The sequence below is a fragment of the Acinetobacter sp. WCHAc060042 genome, from assembly GCF_003231195.1.
In the GTDB taxonomy this organism is placed as follows: domain Bacteria; phylum Pseudomonadota; class Gammaproteobacteria; order Pseudomonadales; family Moraxellaceae; genus Acinetobacter.
In genome coordinates this window covers 86251-103278 of the sequence record NZ_QKVN01000010.1, presented here as the reverse complement: position 1 = coordinate 103278, position 17028 = coordinate 86251, and the positions used below count along the sequence as shown (strand labels likewise).

The window sequence follows — 17028 nt, the reverse complement described above, 5'->3', positions numbered from 1 at the left end:
GAGATATTCATCATAAAAAGTCCCACTCCACAAAGGACTTTAAATGAAGTCAAAGCTTAGTGTTTACTCTGCATCCGCTGTTCAATTCTTAACGTTCTGGCCTTTAACTGACGTGTCAAACCAAACAATACAAGACTCAACAGCGCCATCATTAGCATCAAGATAAGCGAGAAGAATTGCATGACCGTAGTGAACTGCGCAGCTTGCTGAGCTTGTTTTTCTACACTTGCAGCCATCGGTGTGAGTGTTTTGCCATAGAGTTGGTGCTGCATCGTCCATAGCTGTTCAGGCTTAAACCCATATTCAATAAAATGTGAATCGTTTTTTTCTGCTTGCACAAGAGCAAGCACATGCGGAATGGCTACATTTTTATCGACAGGTTGGTGTAACAATGCCGTCTGTGCAAGCAAATAATGTTTTACGGGAAGCTGAATGTCTGACTCTTGCAAATAATGCGCGAGTTCGCTTTGTTGAATATTTTTATCGTAATATACAATTTTCTGGAAAGCTTCATGCTCATCATCTTTTAAATCATATTGCACATAGGTCAGTCCAGACCACAGTAAAATAAATGCGATCAGCCAAGCCACAAACTTCAGTATAAAAGACTGAAAACGCACATAGAAAAAGTGAATTTTCCGTGCATAGTGCACCAATACGAATGCCCCAACAAAAGACACCATAATCTTGAGCACAAGCCAACCAAACCATGACAGCAAATTCAGAAAATAATCTGGCTGTTGTCCAAGTGATGCGAGATTTTCATCGACACTCATGGGCATATGTAGCTGCTGTATTTCAGTCGTGAGCCCAAAAAAGCTATAGACAAAATCCTGCTGTAGGAAATAACTCACGCCAGAAACGACCAGCAGAATTACACTCACCATACACCATAAGCTCAGTTTACGCTGACGCTGTTTGAGTGTAGCTACACCTTGTTCAAGGTGCTGAGGCTGAACAACATACTCATCTAAAGAAGGCAAACATTTCTCCTCTATCGACCACCCAACTTAGCATTAAGATGGTGTCGTACGATTAGAACTCGAGTCTAAAACCAATTGATTCAAATTGTCCTGCAAACTACGCAAACGTGTGGTTGCTTCCGCACGTTTCTGCATCCCTTCTTTTTGTATTTGAATCACATCATTTACTGTTTTAATGAGTGTGTTTTGTACATGTTCAAGCGTCTCAATATCAATCACCGAACGTTGATTGGCTTTTGCTGTATCTACTGAGTTTTGATGTAACAAATCAGCGTTACGCTTCAATAAATCATTGGTCGCATCGTCAATGGTATTGGCCAACTGCACACTGTTCTTCTGCTCATTTAAAGAAATCGCCAAACTAATTTGATTTTTCCATGCAGGCAATGTGATGTTTTTAATCGCATAAAACTTATCGACCAACATCAAATTATTAGACTGGATAATACGAATCATCGGTAATGTTTGCATGGCTGATTGTTGTAAAACCTGCAAATCACTTACACGTTTTTCCAAATTATTGGCTAAATGATTGAGGTCGTAAACCCTCTGCGTCGTGGTTTGGTCTTGCGCCTGTGCAGTCAGTGTTGAGATTTCCTGCTGAATTTCATCCTGTTTCAACTTACCCGCCGCGATATACACACCGAGCTGTTTATATTCACTTTGTACACCATGAAACATCCGATCTAGCGTATCAACACGTGCTTTTAAACCAGACTGCGATTTTTCAATTTCTTTCACCAAAGTATCAATCTGTTCTTTGGTGGTATTAAAGTGCATATCAATATTATTCTTTGCGCCTTTAATTTTGCTCATCAAGCCACCGAAGAAACCTGAATTTTTCTTTTTATTTAAAATACTTGAGGTATTGAGCTGTTGTGCAACTTGTACTACCTGATTCAGCTTTTGCCCAGTTTCATCCAAGTCTTTATTTTGAACCAAATTTAACAACTCATCAGTATATCCTGAGGTTTGTGTCGCAATATTTTTACCATACTCCGCCACGGCGTTATGGTTGATTTCTGCCAACTCTTTCCGCGCTGCCAAGACTGCATTGAAGTCATCTTGTTGCAAGCCAATTTCTTGCAAATTTAACTGTTGAAACTTGTGTTCAATCACTTCAGTGGTTGGCTCTACCACAAGACTGTTTTGTTCTGGGTTGGTCATAATTCACCTAATCTATTTCTTAAAGTGTTGGTTTCTGTAGTGATTTTTTTAAAGTATGAATCAATTTTTCACGGCTATTATCGAGCTTTTCCAGTTCAATTGTCGAGCTTGATTGCTGGGATTGTTTGACATGATATTGCCATGCTGGGATCAAAACCTGCTGCGCCTCTTTATATCGGTCTAACAAACTCAATGAAAGCTGCTGAGACAACTGCATTTGCGTAATCGCAATATCATTACTGCTTTGCAAAGTTTGCAAGCTGTTAATTTTCTTGGATAAACGTTCTGCAAAATTATCTAAAGGATGTGCATTCTTCACAAATTTAGGATATTCCATTAAAAATGCTTCAGCCGCAGATATATATTTAGCCATTTGCTCACGTAAACCAGTGAGCTGCTGATAACGTGCTTGCGATTTTTGAATTTCGATTTGTAATTTTTGACTGAGATGATTGGCTCGATCCAGTAATTGATCCAGTTTTTTATAGTATTCAACTTGGGTTGAACCATATTCAATATCAATCCCGAGCCACTTTTGCAGCCCATTAAATTTTCGCTTTTTTAGGTATTTTTTTGAGTCAGCCAGTGACTGGATCAGTTGCTCAATGGTTTGACTCAGCTGTAAAGTCAGCTGTGGATCTATCCCATTAAGCAGCACAGACTGCGCCTGAATGACACTATCTGCATAATGATTGAGACGATATTGGTCGTTCAGCAACGGAACCAAATCATTACGCTGGATACTTAAAAGTTCGTCTGAATTGACTGGTATATCCCTTAATGGAACAAGAACGTCAATTTGTGCCATAGTGCTTTAACCCAATAAAGAAATTGAATAAAATCATTTTTATACTACAGCTTTTGTATTAAATAACATGTAGATTTTTGCAAAAATGCTGTGAAAACCTTTTATCTTGATCTGGCTAATCCATTACTTCTGCTTCCAATAAAATGATATCTATTTAAAATTATGATCATTCGTCTTCAGCACGTCATTCGTTATAGTTTAGGCTTCTGCATTGCACTAACCTTACTTATCAGTGTTGCTGCGCACTATAAAGCAAAACACATCCACGAAACATTTTTAGAGCATGATCCGAGCCAATTGCAACAAGTGAGTGGCACACTGTTAGGCAATGAAACAGCTATTCAACTTTATCAAAAAAATCTAGCACCCTATAATTTAAACAGCTTGGGGAAAACGCAATTTTTGGTCGGTTTCTTTAGCCTGAATCAGAACCGAATTCAAACGGTTTGGTGTGATCGTTGGCTAGACTCACCTTTTAAGACCACCTCCTACACTGGCCCGAAAAATCCAATAAAAAAAATGAATTTGCCTATTCGCTATTTTCATACTTGCCAATGGCTATTCGATGCAATGCGGTTAACTTTAGATATTCCTGCTTGGAGAGGTCAATCCATCACTTATCTAAAGACCCCTCATGATATTTTGTATGCACTACATGTGAATGGGAAAATGATTTTCGGCTATGCACAAGCCTATCAACAATATAACCAACTCTATCTAGATGAAATAAAAAATCGAAATCAATCAGCACTCTACTTTTTTGTTTTCTTTTGCATTACTGTCTTTCATTATAGAAAGCACATATTCAACGTCATAAAAAGCCATGAGCAACATGGCCTTAAAATTAAGTGATTCGATATTATAAATAATCACCTTCACGCTCAGGTTGATAAAGCACTTTTTCAATTTTGACCTTCATCATTTGACCGTCTGGTTGTGGCCATTCAATTTCTTGACCTTCAGCTAAGCCCAGAATTGCTGCGCCAATTGGAGCAACCACATTGACCTGCCCTTTCTCCCCTTTAAAATCATGCGGATAAACCAAGGTAATTTCAGATGCTTCTGTAGATGGGGCAATGGTCAGTAAAACTTTTGCATTCATCGTTACCACATTGGCAGGCATATCTTGTGGCGCAACAACATCGGCACGGGCCAATTCTTCTTCAAGCAACTGCATAGTCGGTGTAAGTTTAGGCTGATGCTCTAGCATCGTTTCTAAACGATGAAGATCCTGCTCAGAAATAATAATTGCTGGATTTGCCATGTGCTGCATCCCTATTTGAATACGATATGAATAAAATTCTTATTAAAAATAATTTATTAGCCTATAACTTCTGTTATATCAGAAATGCAGTCTAAATTACATTTCAACTGATTTTGATTTTTTAATGCCATAAAAAAAGCCCCCTTGAGGGGGCTTTCTCAAGTCAAACTTAGTTCGCGTAAACTGGGAATTTCGCGCAAACAGTTTCAACTTTCGCTTTAACAGCATTAATCACAGCTTCGTCACCTTTGCTGTCTAGGATGTCTGCGATCCAACCAGCAAGTTCACGTACTTCAGCTTCACCAAAACCACGAGTCGTCACAGCAGGTGTACCGATACGGATACCAGAAGTCACAAATGGTGAGCGTGGGTCATTTGGTACAGAGTTTTTGTTCACAGTAATGTGAGCTGCACCTAACCATGCATCTGCTTCTTTACCTGTTACATCTTGCTTAATAAGAGATAACAAGAACAAATGGTTTTCTGTACCGCCAGAAACGATGTCATAACCACGAGCAATGAGAACTTCAGCCATAGCTTGAGCGTTCTTCACCACTTGTTGTTGGTAAACTTTATATTCAGGAGCCATTGCTTCTTTAAAGCAAATTGCTTTAGCCGCTACAGCATGAACCAAAGGACCACCTTGGTTACCAGGGAATACAGCAGATTGTAATTTTTTCTCGATTTCTTCGTTTGCTTTCGCAAGGATTAAACCTGAACGTGGGCCACGAAGTGTTTTGTGAGTAGTCGTTGTTGTTACGTCAGCAATCTGAACTGGGCTTGGGTAAACACCAGCAGCAACTAGACCAGCAACGTGAGCCATATCTACAAATAGGTAAGCACCAACTTTGTCCGCGATGTCACGGAAACGTTGCCAGTCAACAATTTGGCTATATGCAGAGAAGCCAGCAACGATCATACGTGGCTTATGCTCAATTGCTAAACGTTCAACTTCTTCGTAGTCGATCTCGCCAGTTTCTGGGTTTAAACCGTACTGAATTGCGTTATATGTTTTGCCAGAGAAGCTCACTTTTGCGCCGTGAGTCAAGTGACCACCATGCGCCAAGCTCATACCCAAAACTGTGTCGCCTGGGTTAAGAAGGGCTAAGTAAACAGCAGAGTTTGCTTGTGAACCCGCATGTGGTTGAACGTTTGCGTAATCTGCACCGAAAAGCTCTTTAGCACGGTCAATCGCTAATTGTTCAATCACGTCTACATATTCACAACCGCCATAGTAGCGTTTGCCTGGGTAGCCTTCAGCATATTTGTTTGTAAGTTTTGAACCTTGCGCTTCCATTACTGCTGGAGAGCAATAGTTTTCAGAAGCAATCAGTTCGATGTGCGCTTCTTGGCGAGCATCTTCCTGTGTGATTGCTTGCGCGATTTCTGGATCAAATTCAGCAATTGAGATATTGGCAAACATTAGCGAGGTCCTATGAAATTAGGGCTTTTAAGCCGTGCTAAGATTGGCGCGTATTGTAGCATGAAGTTTATAAATTTCGAGAACGAACTTTACTCTGTTTGAAATAAAAATCGCCCATGCAGTAAAACCACATGAGCGCTTTAGGTCAAAGCAAATTATTGAATTGGCATGAGAGTTTTAACATCTGCCACAAAGTTATCCAAATTTTTAGTATAAACAGTAGTGTGATCCCACTTATCAACTGCTGCGAGTTGATCATCATTAACATACGTGATCACCGTACCTGCTGGTGCTGTATTCACTAAGTTATTGGTTATTGTTCTTGGTACTGTCGTATCGTATGTTCCTTGATAAATAATCACTGGGGTACTAATCTTGCTCTTCAAAGGTTGTGAACCATTGGCTAGAAAATCTTTTACTTCCGGAATATTCGACATAAATCCTGTTTGAGTTCGTGGATAACCATCTATGGTTCCATATGTTGCAGCATAAACACCCATCGCTCCACCAAACTTATTACCTAGTGCTGTGTAACATAGTGATTCAGCTTCTGCTGCAATATTATCAGTTGGCGTTTGGAACACTTCGCTATAGTGTAAATTTGGATAAGGGTTTCTTAACCCTGCTGTAATTAAGGCTGTAAATGTGTCTAATCCTGCAAGTGTTTTAATTTTATTTGTTAAGTTTGTTTCAGCAGCTGCCTGTTGCTCACCGCCAATCAGAATCAAGCTTAAAAATGATGCAGGAGCAATTGCAATCGTACCTTTATAATCAAGTTGTGCACGTGATGCATTTTCAGCTGCACCTAATGCCGCATGTCCACCTTGAGAATGTCCGATGGCAGCCCAACGTTTTTCAGTTGTATTACCAAAATTTTGACTCGCTGCAACAACTGCATCGGTGATCGAATAGGCTTCACTTTTTAGATTCAAAAATGGATGTAACTCACGGCCACTAGGTTCACCTAAACCCTCATAATCTGGTGCAACCACGGCATAACCTGAGGCAAGAAGTTTAGCTATCAAATATTCATTTCCAGCTAAGCCCTGTTGGCTTGGCGCACACTGATCAGCAACGCCAGTTGTCCCATGTGCCCATGCAACAATTGGCCAACCACCTGCGGGCATTGTTCCTTTGGGTGTAAATACTAGTGCGGTGGCTTGAGTCTCACTCCCATTTACACTGCGCATTTTATATGTCATCAAGGTTTTAGATGCACTCACACTATCCAGAACAATATTGGCACTAGCATTAACATCCGTATAAGCTTCAGTTTTCACCACTGGATTTACAATATTATTTTTCGGGACTCCATCATTTACAACGACGGAAGTTGTGTTCCCTTCCCCACCACCACAGGCTGTTAATAAAAGTACAGAACTGCTGACCAACACTGCCAATAATCTTTTTTTCATCTTCAATTTCCTTAATGAAGTTTTTTTCTTGTTGTAACGATTCAAATCACTTGAATACATTAATGATTTACGCTTCAAAATGACCTATAGCAAGATCACTTACAAAAAACAAACAAATGACCCTTTTGAATCTATCTTTATTTCTTGAAACAACATAAAGCATTGTAATTTATAAAATAAAAAACCATATAACAGGTCATTGCACTTATAGGTGAGACTGTCCAAAAATACGTTTTTAACGCTATTTAATTTTCTCAAGATAATGAACTACGACTCGCTAGGCTTATTGTATCTAATCGATTTGAACGGATGAATATGGCTCAATCATTTAAACTTGCGCTTCAGTGCATACACTTGTTCACCAACAAAAATAATATCAGGCTACAAATCCGACATCGCAGGCTGTCTTGATCCTGTTGAAAATGATAAATTTATACAGTTTTCAATTTTCGGACATGCATATGCAAGCCATCATTCTCGATACAGAAACTCATACCCTCAACGGTCAACCTATTGAGATTGCATACGCGCCAATTGAAATCATCAATGGCAAATTAAGCCTAGATAAAAGCCAAGTCTTTGATCAGCTCTATACGGTCGATGAACCGATTTCTTTTGCTGCTATGGCTGTACACCATATTTTAGAGTCAGATTTAGTGGGCCACCCCCACTACACGACATTCAGGCTACCAGATGAGACCCAATACATTATTGGTCATAATATTGACTATGATATTCGTGCCATAGAAAAGTGTGGTGTAAATGTTTCAAATATTAAAGCAATTTGTACTTTGGCACTTGCGCGCTTAGTTTGGCCTGATGCTGAAGCCCATAATATTTCAGCACTCATTTATATGATCTCCAAAGGTAGTGAAAAAGCCCGTGAGATGATTAAAAAAGCGCACCGTGCGGATATGGATATTATTTTAACAGCCAATATTTTAATGCATGTGGTTCATCACTTAAAAATAAATAGTATGGAGCAGTTATTTACAGCCTCTGAAGATGCCCGTATTCCTCGTGTCATTAACTTTGGTAAACATCGTGGAACTGCGATTGCAGAGCTCCCTGCCGACTATATTCAGTGGTTAATGCGCCAAGATGAACTTGATCCTTACTTACGTAAGGCTTTGGAAAATGCCAGCATTACAACACTTTAAAATCATTTGTCATAAATTGTTAATATTACTGTAATTTTTACACTGTATGTTCAGCCTTAATTTATTTTTTCGGGGGAGTAAATTAAGGTATGAATCATTATCAAAAGACAGCATTAGGTCTCGATGCGTTACAACAACGTCATATCCCACTCAATGCACGCCAGAGACGATTATTGGTTTTAATTGGCACAGAAGATTTTGACCGACTGGCAGATCAATTTAAACAACGTATTGCAACACCAGAAATACTCGAACAACTCGTCGAATTGGGTCTGATTCATTCCACCCAAGCAGCTCATACTCCAAAACCAACTCCTGTTGAATTTGAAACAAATATAACCAACATAGCTTCAAGTTCCTCCCCCGTTGTAACGCCTGAGTTGAAAGACAGCAACGCTGCTCTAGTTTTAAACACTGAAATTACTGCACCAGCACCAGCACCAGCACCAGCACCAGCACCAGCACCAGCACCAGCACCAGCATTCAAAGCGTACAATTTTGAAGAAACTCGTGAGTTGATGATGAGTTTATTACAACGTTATTGTGGATTAATGGCGAGACAACTCATTCTCCAAATTCAATCTGCAACAGACCTACAAAGCTTGAAACGTTGCCAAATGCAATGGATTACCGCCCTACAAGAAAGTCGAATAGAACCCATCATGCTCAACCAATATCTACAGCAAATTAATCATTCACTTTTACGTTTACAAGCCGCTTGAGGCATGTATATTCAGTCTTTTTTTGTATAGTTCAAAAGGAGGAAACTCTAAGAAAAAATATCAAGCTATTGTTTTTATAAATTTATTTTAAAATCTAAACTAAAATTTAGAGGTCATCCGAATTTCTTTAAACTTTGGCACAATTGGCTCAGTCAAGCGCTCAAGGCATAAATTCTAATATGAAATAGGAACCATGCTATGGCAATGTTAAATCATCTACTGTTTGATCCTGTAGATAACCCGATGCAATTCAGTAAAGTCGGAAATTGGTTGATTACTTTTTTATCTCCCCCAGAAGATCTAAACAATAGTTGTTTGGCTTTGACTTATATTCTTCCACGCCAACTCAGCCCACGACTACAACCACAGCGCATTATTATACACCGCACTGCAAATGCACATCTTTGGGCAATTGACTATGTCGAATGCTATGACAGTCAGCAGCAAAGTACGCTTTCATTTGCACCTCATACCGCAGAAGCACAATGTATACTGAATACTTTGATCCAAGAACTGAATAAGTATGATGTGGATGTGCAATTATGTGCTGACCTAACTAACGAGAAAAGCATCTGATTATTCAATAGAACCAAAGCGTTGTTTTTTATTTAAGCTTGGTGATCAAGCAAAAAAGCCCATGTAAACATGAGCTTTTTGTTCAAGATAAAATCAATCAATAACACGATATATATTCTCAGTCTGTTGACTTTCGAACAGCAGTTCAATACTCGGAAGAATCACCTCACCCTCAACCACAATATGTTCAATACGCTGAAACAAATCTAAATTTGCAGCCTCAGATTCTTCAGGGGCTTGCCTAAGTCGTGCTTTTACCTCATAGGTTTGACTGTATTGATCCTTAACCTTCACATCTACAAGTTGAGTCATTTTTCTTTCCTTTTCTTTTTTGCTCTGCTTACTTTTATAACATAAGATTTTTAATTGTCCCGATTTGGAGATGTTAGAATTTATCGCAATGTTAATTTATATGAATATTTTAAAAATCATAACCATAAATCAAAAACTTAAACTGAATCAAGGTAACATCCGAGATACATCGTCATAATTACTCACATAAAAAAAGCTCGCATTTCTGCGAGCTTTTCTATGTTGGAAGGCTAGTGCTGATTTATTGTTTGAACATTTCGTTTCAAACTCAACGAGCTGTCATTGATCCGTCCAACTACATCGTAGCGTCTTAGTTATCGACCTACTGTAGGTACAATATAAAAGTAATTCTGCACTTCGACAAGTACGTATGACATTTCTAAACAACTGTACAAATAAAACCCAATTGATATTTTATTAAAATGAGCGATCATTTTCATGGCAAAATAGAGATAACAACTCATCCGCAAATAAAGTAAACTCCCGAACTCGACCGAAGAGTGTATCTCCATGTTAGTTCAATTAATTTTAAGTGACTTATATCGCTATTGTGGCAATACTAAAATGAGCTCATTTGTTAAAAATTATTTGTTCAATCGGGGCTTTAACTTTAGTTTTTGGTTGCGTCTTGCAAGCTCAAAATCTTGGGTCGCTAAACTGGCCTATCCTGTGTTTTATTATAAGAAAAAGAAATATGGTATAGACATTCACTGTACTACACAAATTGGTTATGGCTTATATATTGGGCATGGTGGGCCTTTGGTTGTCAATCCAACTACAGTGATTGGAAATAATGTCAACTTATCGCAATTTACAACAATTGGTGCTAATGGTGGTCGCCAAGCAGCAATCATTGGTGACAATGTTTATATTGGTCCAAATGTCTGTATCATTGATGCAGTTAAAATTGGTCATAATGCAACCATTGGTGCGGGGAGCGTAGTCACAAAAGATATCCCGGAAAATGCAACAGCCGTAGGGAATTATGCAAAAGTAATAAACTATAACCATCCAGGCCAGTCAGTGAATAGACGCTGGCCAAAAATCAATAAAAGCGACTAGTTCTTCAACATATTTTTAAGTGCATTCTTGCTCAATCAATCATATTTCAAACACTTCATGTGCAATAAAACTGAGCTTATTCAAAGTCAGGACAAGAGCGATATCATTATGAAAAGCCTACTTAGCTAAATGAAAAACATTAAAAGTTCTAAAGTTATGACGTAAAAATCAGTTAGCACACAAATAAGTTCATATTTCAATCTTATAATTATTCAATCACAAAACAATCAAGAAAAATGACAAATATTAATTAAAAAAATATATTATTAAATTTATAACTATCAATCTTTAAAAGGGTTTGAAACTTTATCTTTAAAACTTAACCAAATTAAAAATGCCATAATAAATAACAAAATTCCGATTACAATGAAAAACATCTCCCCCATAGCAAAGCCTGTAATCACTGCACCTATCCCTATCAGCAACAGTAAAATGATGAATGCGATCCCGATGACATACATATATGTTCTCCAAAGGTAAAATATTATGGACTTCGATTATTACGTTTTCAGCATGTCAATTTAATGTTATTTACATTAAATTTTATTATAATTTGTGATTAGTTTTGCTCCATTATGTTCAATCAGTATGATCATAATAGTAATTTGTGTAAATTTACTAGAACTATTACATATATATTATCAGTAAATTGATCTATATCTCAAAAACGAACACCAAAACAATCAAATACTTTTTTTAAAGATTTTTCTCATAAATCTGTTTAAAATTGGATGCCTACGCGCTACAAGCAAATGTACAACATCGCTGTTTATTTCGAGGTAATGAGTGATCAAAAAGTCTGTCTTTCATAGTTTAGATTTACAAAAACTTATTTTGATCTTAATTATTAGCAGCGTATCAAGCTTGTTTTTAATTTCAATTTTTGTGCTGAATTATGTCATCAAAGAGCAACTCACAGAGAATTCTTTAGCTGCAAATCAACGCTATGCTGCCAAAATTGCATTTAGCACAGATAAATATTTTGAAAGCATGTTAAGTGAACTCAAATTTAGCGCTCACATCTTAGGTCAAAACTTTTCCAATCAAGATGTTTTAAAAGCAGAAGTTTCAAGGCTCAAGAATCAATCCCACAAATTTAACTCGATCACCATTGTCGATAAAAATGCATACATTCGGGAATATGCACCACATAACTTTCGTATAGACCACAAAAAACAATATAAAACTGCTGGAATCATTGAAGCCTTAAAACTAAAACAAACTTATATATCTTCTCCCTACAAAGGACTTTCTAATAACCTTATTGTTCTGATTGCTCAACCTATTTTTAATCATAAAAATGAATTTTTAGGTATTGTGACGGGTTCAATTTATTTAAATCAAGAGAACTTGGTCAGTGAACTCCTTGCCACATCGTATTCTCACAAGAAAAGCTACACCTATGTTATTGATAATAAAAATAAGATTATTTTCCACCCTGATCAAAGCCGGATTGGAGATTCGTTAAAAAATAATACGGGGTTGAAATATATTACTTCTCGCTCATCAGGCAACATTGCTTTAGTCAATAGTAAAGGAATCGAGAACTTAGCTGGTTTTGCAGCGATACCAAGCGTGAATTGGATTATTGTGTCGCAGCAGCCCACATTAGAATTGCTCAGCCAAGCGAACGCTATTATTGTAAAAGTGACCTTGGGTATGCTGATTTTTTATCTTGTACTCTTTATTTTTGTTTGGAAACTATCCTACTTAATCTCTTCTCCGCTCAATAAACTTGCTCAAATGGCAAGCATGCTCACACGCCCCAATATTGATCAAGATATCAAGAAAATAGATCCTTGGTATTTTGAAGCATTGCGTTTTCGCACTTCATTGCTTTTGAGCTCTAAACACTTTAAAGATGAAATTGCAGAACTTAAACAGCATGTAAATACAGACCCGCTTACAGAACTATATAACCGCCGAGGCATGAAATTATTTTTAAATGAATTAAAAGCAACAAACACTCCTTTTTCAGTACTCAACATAGATATTGATCACTTCAAAGCAATTAATGATAGCTATGGCCATGATCAAGGAGATCATGTATTAAAGAAACTAGCATCTCACATGATGAACAATTTCCGTAAGCATGATATTTGCTGTCGTGTTGGCGGAGAAGAGTTTACTGTATTTGTCGTGCATGAAGATCCCAAAGTTGCATATACAGCAGCTGAACGACTTCGAGAGGCTGTTGCACAAAGCTATCTTGATCCAGTGGGACATATTACCGTTTCAATTGGCATTGCATCTTGGCCACGAGATGCAGAAAGTGTCGATGACGTGATTAAGCTTGCAGACCAAAAACTATATGAAGCAAAAAATGATGGACGTAATTGTACTCGTATCTCCTCTATTTAAAGCGCCAATGAATAAATACATTCTTCTACGTCTATGGAATATCATGATTAGACATTTGAAGCTGTACTCAATCCTCTCAACAGTACAAATTGTTTAGCATACAAGCAAACTGAAGTAATGATTAACACAGGCAGACAAACTTAGAGCTAACATTCTCGCAGCTCTTTTAGAAGACTTGAGAGCCGAGCTCCAAGAAGAAATATCTTATTATCAGTTATCGTTTTACAAATAACCGCTATAAATTACAACAACATAAAATGACACGTCTAGCATAAAGGGTTGTTCTGTTGCTTAAGGAAAGGATTCATACATGATTATTGAGTTAATCAGTAAAAAATTGTTTTACCAAACTATCCAAAAACGAAATAGCCAAAAAATTGCAGATAAAAGGATCTGAAGCTATAGCCCTAACCTTTTTAGCAGCTTAGTGAACTCGTCATATTAGTCTCATGTATATAACTATGAAATATGCAGTGAAAATTATGCAAGAAAGTGATGCATTTATTGCAAGTGCTCGTGATCCGGCAAAATTAAATAGCGTAGGTATTTTTTGGATAAAGCATTAACTGAAACCTTGGAAGGTATTGAAATCATTTTTATGATGTATATGGATGCTTGCAAGAAAATTCCATGTCCAACTGCTCAGGAGCACGGTAAATATCTATTCATGTTCCAGTTTTAGTCGTATCAAGGGTTCATTTATATAATGAGATGTTAAATCAAAGTATTCGTTAAGCTGAGTTAGCCAGATATTGAGAATGGTTTTAAAAATAGACTATTGTCTTTAAAACATGACTCTAAGATAAAATCTATTAAAAATGTGTTTTATGCTTTTAGAAAGCGCAAAAGTTAGTCACTGATATTTTCAAATTTAGACTTTTGTGTTTTTTTCATACTGCTTTTAATTTTTAAGGGAATGATTACCCTCGAAAACCCATTTAAATACACGTGTGAAAAAATGCAAACTATTGATAAATAACAATAAATTGGTGCGCTCAGCGGGACTCGAACCCACGCCACAGGCTTCGGAGACCTGTACTCTATCCAGTTGAGCTATGAGCGCGCGAGCACATCATATCAAAAAAAATCACAAGGTAAAGCATCTATATAGCTTAGAGTGATTTTCCTGCTTATGCTTTATACAATGTTCCATATCTGCAACACAGAATTGCGAGTAGATTACTTGGTTTATTAGGCATAATCGCTCACAATAGTGCCATTATTAATCATTCGAGAATTTCATGACTGATGCATTGACGTTAAGAGATTTGTCCAAAACCTATAAAAATGGGTTTCAGGCCTTAAAAGGCATCAATCTAACTGTTCCTGAAGGTGAGTTCTATGCCCTTCTTGGACCAAATGGTGCAGGCAAATCTACAACGATTGGTATTATCAGCTCATTGACCAAGAAAACCGCAGGTACTGTCGAAATTTTTGGACATAATCTCGACACGCACCCTTCTCAAGCCAAACAGTGCTTAGGGGTTGTACCTCAAGAGTTTAACTTCGGTCAGTTTGAAAAAACCTTCGATATCTTAGTCACACAAGCGGGCTATTATGGTATTCCTAAAAAAATTGCAGAAGTTCGTGCCGAAGAATATTTAGAAAAACTCGGCTTATGGGAAAAACGTGGTGTTCAAGCTCGCATGCTTTCAGGTGGTATGAAGCGTCGCCTGATGATTGCCCGTGCCATGATGCATGAACCAAAACTCCTTATTTTAGATGAACCTACCGCAGGGGTTGACATTGAACTGCGTCGTTCGATGTGGGACTTCCTCACAGAAATGAACAGTAAAGGTACCTCGATCATTTTAACGACGCACTATTTAGAAGAAGCGGAAATGCTATGTCGTCGAATTGCCATTATTGACCGTGGTGTGATTAAAGAAGACACCAGCATGAAAAATTTCCTCAATCAGCTCAATGAGGAAACCTTTATTTTTGATTTGGCCACACCGATTGAACCGATTCATATCGACATTATTGGGGTTCGTTTCCACTTAGTCGACGCCGTGACTTTAGAAGTGACTATGGATAGAGCACATACCCTCAATGACTTATTTCAATTGCTCGAATCGCAAGGGATCCAAGTTCGTAGTATGCGGAACAAATCCAACCGTTTAGAAGAACTGTTTGTGAAGATGGTCGAAAAAAATCTCGAAGGAACTACGCCATGAACTTAAATCAACTTAGCGTAGCTTTATATACTCTGGTGCATAAAGAAATTCGTCGCTTTATGCGCATCTGGCCGCAAACCTTGCTTCCACCTGCCATTACCATGAGTTTGTATTTCGTAATTTTTGGTAATTTGGTCGGTTCTCGTATTGGTGAGATGGGCGGTTTTAGCTATATGCAGTTCATCGTGCCTGGACTGATTATGATGGCGGTGATTACCAACAGTTATGCTAACGTTTCTTCGAGCTTTTTTAGTGCGAAATTTCAAAAAAGTATTGAAGAGCTGATCATGAGTCCTGTACCTTTGCATGCCATTTTATGGGGCTTTGTCTTAGGTGGTGTGTGTCGCGGAGTCTTGGTCGGTATTATAGTAACAGCTATGAGTTTATTTTTTACTGACCTGTATATTACCAATTGGTTTGTTACCATTTACACCGTCTTGGTCACCTCGTTCTTATTTTCACTGGGTGGTTTTATCAATGCTGTGTATGCTAAATCTTTTGATGACATCTCCATCATCCCAACCTTTGTGCTGACGCCTTTAACTTATTTAGGCGGCGTATTTTATGCCATTTCAGCACTCAGCCCTTTTTGGCAAAATTTATCGTTGATCAATCCGATTGTATATATGGTCAATGCTTTTCGTTTCGGTATTTTAGGTCATAGCGATGTTAACGTCGTCGTCTCCCTATCTGTTATGACTATATGTTGTGCAGTGCTTTATGGCATTGCTTACTATTTACTTTCTCGTGGTTCAGGAATGCGTGAATAATGAGTGTAGAACATTCTCTTTTGGGTAAAGACACCAATTACCCAACAACTTATCAACCCGACATTCTTTTTCCTATTGCCCGTGCCACAGCACGCGAGCACTATGCGCATGTTGAAGGTATTCAACAAGGTAAAGACTGGTGGCATGTTTTTGAAATTTCTTGGCTAAATCACCACGGTGTTCCGCAAGTTGCTATTGGTCGCATCAGTCTACCTGCCACCTCGCCCAATCTCATTGAGTCAAAGTCATTAAAACTCTACTTTAATAGCATGAACTTTACTCAGTTTGAGTCTAAAGCTGCATTTAAAGCAACAGTTGAACAGGATTTATCGGTGGCTGCTGGTGCAGATGTGAGTATTGAGTTGTTTCATGTTGATGATGTACAAGTTAGTCAGCCTGAAGGGATCTGTATTGATGAACTGATTCCAACCCAACTGGAAAATCATCCCAATGCAAATCTGTTGGCATTGGATAGCGCTGCTGAAGATGTTGAAGTACAGATTTACTCGCATTTACTCAGAAGTAACTGCCCAGTCACTGGACAACCAGATTGGGGTACGGTATTTATCAGATATAAAGGTAAAAAGCCTTGTTATAACAGCATACTGGCTTATATTATCTCTTACCGTCAGCACAACGGCTTCCACGAACAATGTGTGGAACAAATGTTTGCCGATATTTGGCAAAATTTGAAACCTGAAAAGCTGATGGTGTACGCAGCTTATACGCGCCGTGGTGGTTTAGATATTAACCCGTGTCGTGTGTCTGATGTGTCATGGATGCCCCGCCCAATTCGATTGGCGCGACAATAAAATAAAGAACATTGAG

The 17028-nt window shown here is 38.0% G+C and carries 16 protein-coding genes and 1 tRNA gene; 9 read left to right on the top strand and 8 right to left on the bottom strand.

Translation table 11 applies throughout. The annotated features are described in order from the left end of the window. Window positions 1-56: 56 nt before the first annotated feature. From DPG01_RS06405 to DPG01_RS06395, 3 genes are read right to left on the bottom strand one after another with little or no spacing between them, the layout of a single operon-like run. A complete protein-coding gene (locus tag DPG01_RS06405; RefSeq protein ID WP_110974527.1) occupies window positions 57-983 on the bottom strand; it encodes a hypothetical protein in 927 nt (308 codons plus the stop codon). A 33-nt stretch (window positions 984-1016) separates the two neighbouring features. Next, a complete protein-coding gene (locus DPG01_RS06400) occupies window positions 1017-2150 on the bottom strand; it encodes a toxic anion resistance protein (RefSeq protein ID WP_086207906.1) in 1134 nt (377 codons plus the stop codon). A 19-nt stretch (window positions 2151-2169) separates the two neighbouring features. Further along, window positions 2170-2958, bottom strand: a complete 789-nt coding sequence (locus tag DPG01_RS06395; RefSeq protein WP_086207907.1) for a tellurium resistance protein — start codon at window positions 2956-2958, stop codon at window positions 2170-2172. 162 nt (window positions 2959-3120) lie between these two features. On the opposite strand from DPG01_RS06395, the gene DPG01_RS06390 reads away from it, so the two are divergent. Further along, window positions 3121-3810 (top strand): hypothetical protein, encoded by a 690-nt coding sequence (locus DPG01_RS06390; RefSeq protein WP_110974526.1) that lies wholly within the window; start codon window positions 3121-3123, stop codon window positions 3808-3810. A 7-nt stretch (window positions 3811-3817) separates the two neighbouring features. Here DPG01_RS06390 and rnk read toward each other — a convergent pair whose 3' ends face one another. From rnk to DPG01_RS06370, 3 genes are all read right to left on the bottom strand, one after another. Beyond that, window positions 3818-4222, bottom strand: coding sequence for a nucleoside diphosphate kinase regulator (gene rnk, locus DPG01_RS06385; protein WP_087526224.1), 405 nt, complete (start codon window positions 4220-4222; stop codon window positions 3818-3820). A gap of 169 nt (window positions 4223-4391) precedes the next feature. Then, entirely contained in the window at window positions 4392-5645 is a 1254-nt protein-coding gene (glyA, locus tag DPG01_RS06380; RefSeq protein ID WP_086207910.1) for a serine hydroxymethyltransferase, read from the bottom strand. A 155-nt stretch (window positions 5646-5800) separates the two neighbouring features. Then, window positions 5801-7060, bottom strand: a complete 1260-nt coding sequence (locus tag DPG01_RS06370) for an alpha/beta fold hydrolase (protein ID WP_110974525.1) — start codon at window positions 7058-7060, stop codon at window positions 5801-5803. A 461-nt stretch (window positions 7061-7521) separates the two neighbouring features. Between DPG01_RS06370 and DPG01_RS06365 the strand changes: the two genes are divergently transcribed. The 3 genes from DPG01_RS06365 to DPG01_RS06355 all read left to right on the top strand — a co-directional run bounded on the left by DPG01_RS06365 (window position 7522) and on the right by DPG01_RS06355 (window position 9518). Continuing rightward, window positions 7522-8220, top strand: a complete 699-nt coding sequence (locus tag DPG01_RS06365; RefSeq protein WP_110974532.1) for an exonuclease domain-containing protein — start codon at window positions 7522-7524, stop codon at window positions 8218-8220. An 89-nt stretch (window positions 8221-8309) separates the two neighbouring features. Then, a complete protein-coding gene (locus DPG01_RS06360) occupies window positions 8310-8942 on the top strand; it encodes a hypothetical protein (RefSeq protein ID WP_110974524.1) in 633 nt (210 codons plus the stop codon). Window positions 8943-9140: 198 nt separating this feature from the next. Next, window positions 9141-9518, top strand: coding sequence for a hypothetical protein (locus DPG01_RS06355; protein ID WP_228146953.1), 378 nt, complete (start codon window positions 9141-9143; stop codon window positions 9516-9518). Window positions 9519-9611: 93 nt separating this feature from the next. Here DPG01_RS06355 and DPG01_RS06350 read toward each other — a convergent pair whose 3' ends face one another. Beyond that, window positions 9612-9830 carry a hypothetical protein gene (locus DPG01_RS06350; protein WP_086207913.1) on the bottom strand — a complete coding sequence of 73 codons (219 nt, stop codon included), beginning with the start codon at window positions 9828-9830 and terminating at the stop codon, window positions 9612-9614. Between the two features lie 510 nt (window positions 9831-10340). On the opposite strand from DPG01_RS06350, the gene DPG01_RS06345 reads away from it, so the two are divergent. Together DPG01_RS06345 and DPG01_RS06335 are read left to right on the top strand one after the other, a co-directional pair. Continuing rightward, on the top strand, window positions 10341-10892 hold the full coding sequence (locus DPG01_RS06345; protein ID WP_086207914.1) for a serine O-acetyltransferase: 552 nt from the start codon (window positions 10341-10343) through the stop codon (window positions 10890-10892). Between the two features lie 786 nt (window positions 10893-11678). After that, on the top strand, window positions 11679-13253 hold the full coding sequence (locus DPG01_RS06335) for a sensor domain-containing diguanylate cyclase (protein ID WP_086207916.1): 1575 nt from the start codon (window positions 11679-11681) through the stop codon (window positions 13251-13253). Window positions 13254-14240: 987 nt separating this feature from the next. Here DPG01_RS06335 and DPG01_RS06325 read toward each other — a convergent pair. Next, a tRNA-Arg gene (locus tag DPG01_RS06325) sits at window positions 14241-14316 on the bottom strand. 178 nt (window positions 14317-14494) lie between these two features. Between DPG01_RS06325 and DPG01_RS06320 the strand changes: the two genes are divergently transcribed. Genes DPG01_RS06320 through queF form a run of 3 tightly spaced genes read left to right on the top strand, consistent with a single transcriptional unit; the run spans window position 14495 to window position 17012 of the window. Then, the gene (locus tag DPG01_RS06320) at window positions 14495-15430 is read left to right on the top strand and encodes an ABC transporter ATP-binding protein (RefSeq protein WP_086207960.1); all 936 of its coding nucleotides are present in this window, start codon (window positions 14495-14497) and stop codon (window positions 15428-15430) included. Beyond that, complete coding sequence (locus DPG01_RS06315) at window positions 15427-16200, top strand: ABC transporter permease (protein ID WP_004982514.1); 774 nt, start codon at window positions 15427-15429, stop codon at window positions 16198-16200. Before DPG01_RS06320 ends, DPG01_RS06315 begins: the two co-directional genes overlap by 4 nt. Further along, window positions 16200-17012 (top strand): NADPH-dependent 7-cyano-7-deazaguanine reductase QueF, encoded by an 813-nt coding sequence (gene queF, locus DPG01_RS06310; RefSeq protein WP_110974523.1) that lies wholly within the window; start codon window positions 16200-16202, stop codon window positions 17010-17012. Before DPG01_RS06315 ends, queF begins: the two co-directional genes overlap by 1 nt. Window positions 17013-17028: the final 16 nt, after the last annotated feature.

Excerpts from the sequence above, each read along its gene's own strand:
- DPG01_RS06365 (WP_110974532.1), top strand. The coding sequence starts at position 7,522 with ATGCAAGCCATCATTCTCGATACAGAAACTCATACCCTCAACGGTCAA.
- queF (WP_110974523.1), top strand. The coding sequence starts at position 16,200 with ATGAGTGTAGAACATTCTCTTTTGGGTAAAGACACCAATTACCCAACA.
- DPG01_RS06395 (WP_086207907.1), bottom strand. The coding sequence starts at position 2,958 with ATGGCACAAATTGACGTTCTTGTTCCATTAAGGGATATACCAGTCAAT.
- DPG01_RS06320 (WP_086207960.1), top strand. The coding sequence starts at position 14,495 with ATGACTGATGCATTGACGTTAAGAGATTTGTCCAAAACCTATAAAAAT.
- glyA (WP_086207910.1), bottom strand. The coding sequence starts at position 5,645 with ATGTTTGCCAATATCTCAATTGCTGAATTTGATCCAGAAATCGCGCAA.
- rnk (WP_087526224.1), bottom strand. The coding sequence starts at position 4,222 with ATGGCAAATCCAGCAATTATTATTTCTGAGCAGGATCTTCATCGTTTA.
- DPG01_RS06390 (WP_110974526.1), top strand. The coding sequence starts at position 3,121 with ATGATCATTCGTCTTCAGCACGTCATTCGTTATAGTTTAGGCTTCTGC.
- DPG01_RS06315 (WP_004982514.1), top strand. The coding sequence starts at position 15,427 with ATGAACTTAAATCAACTTAGCGTAGCTTTATATACTCTGGTGCATAAA.
- DPG01_RS06350 (WP_086207913.1), bottom strand. The coding sequence starts at position 9,830 with ATGACTCAACTTGTAGATGTGAAGGTTAAGGATCAATACAGTCAAACC.
- DPG01_RS06370 (WP_110974525.1), bottom strand. The coding sequence starts at position 7,060 with ATGAAAAAAAGATTATTGGCAGTGTTGGTCAGCAGTTCTGTACTTTTA.
- DPG01_RS06400 (WP_086207906.1), bottom strand. The coding sequence starts at position 2,150 with ATGACCAACCCAGAACAAAACAGTCTTGTGGTAGAGCCAACCACTGAA.
- DPG01_RS06345 (WP_086207914.1), top strand. The coding sequence starts at position 10,341 with ATGTTAGTTCAATTAATTTTAAGTGACTTATATCGCTATTGTGGCAAT.
- DPG01_RS06355 (WP_228146953.1), top strand. The coding sequence starts at position 9,141 with ATGGCAATGTTAAATCATCTACTGTTTGATCCTGTAGATAACCCGATG.
- DPG01_RS06360 (WP_110974524.1), top strand. The coding sequence starts at position 8,310 with ATGAATCATTATCAAAAGACAGCATTAGGTCTCGATGCGTTACAACAA.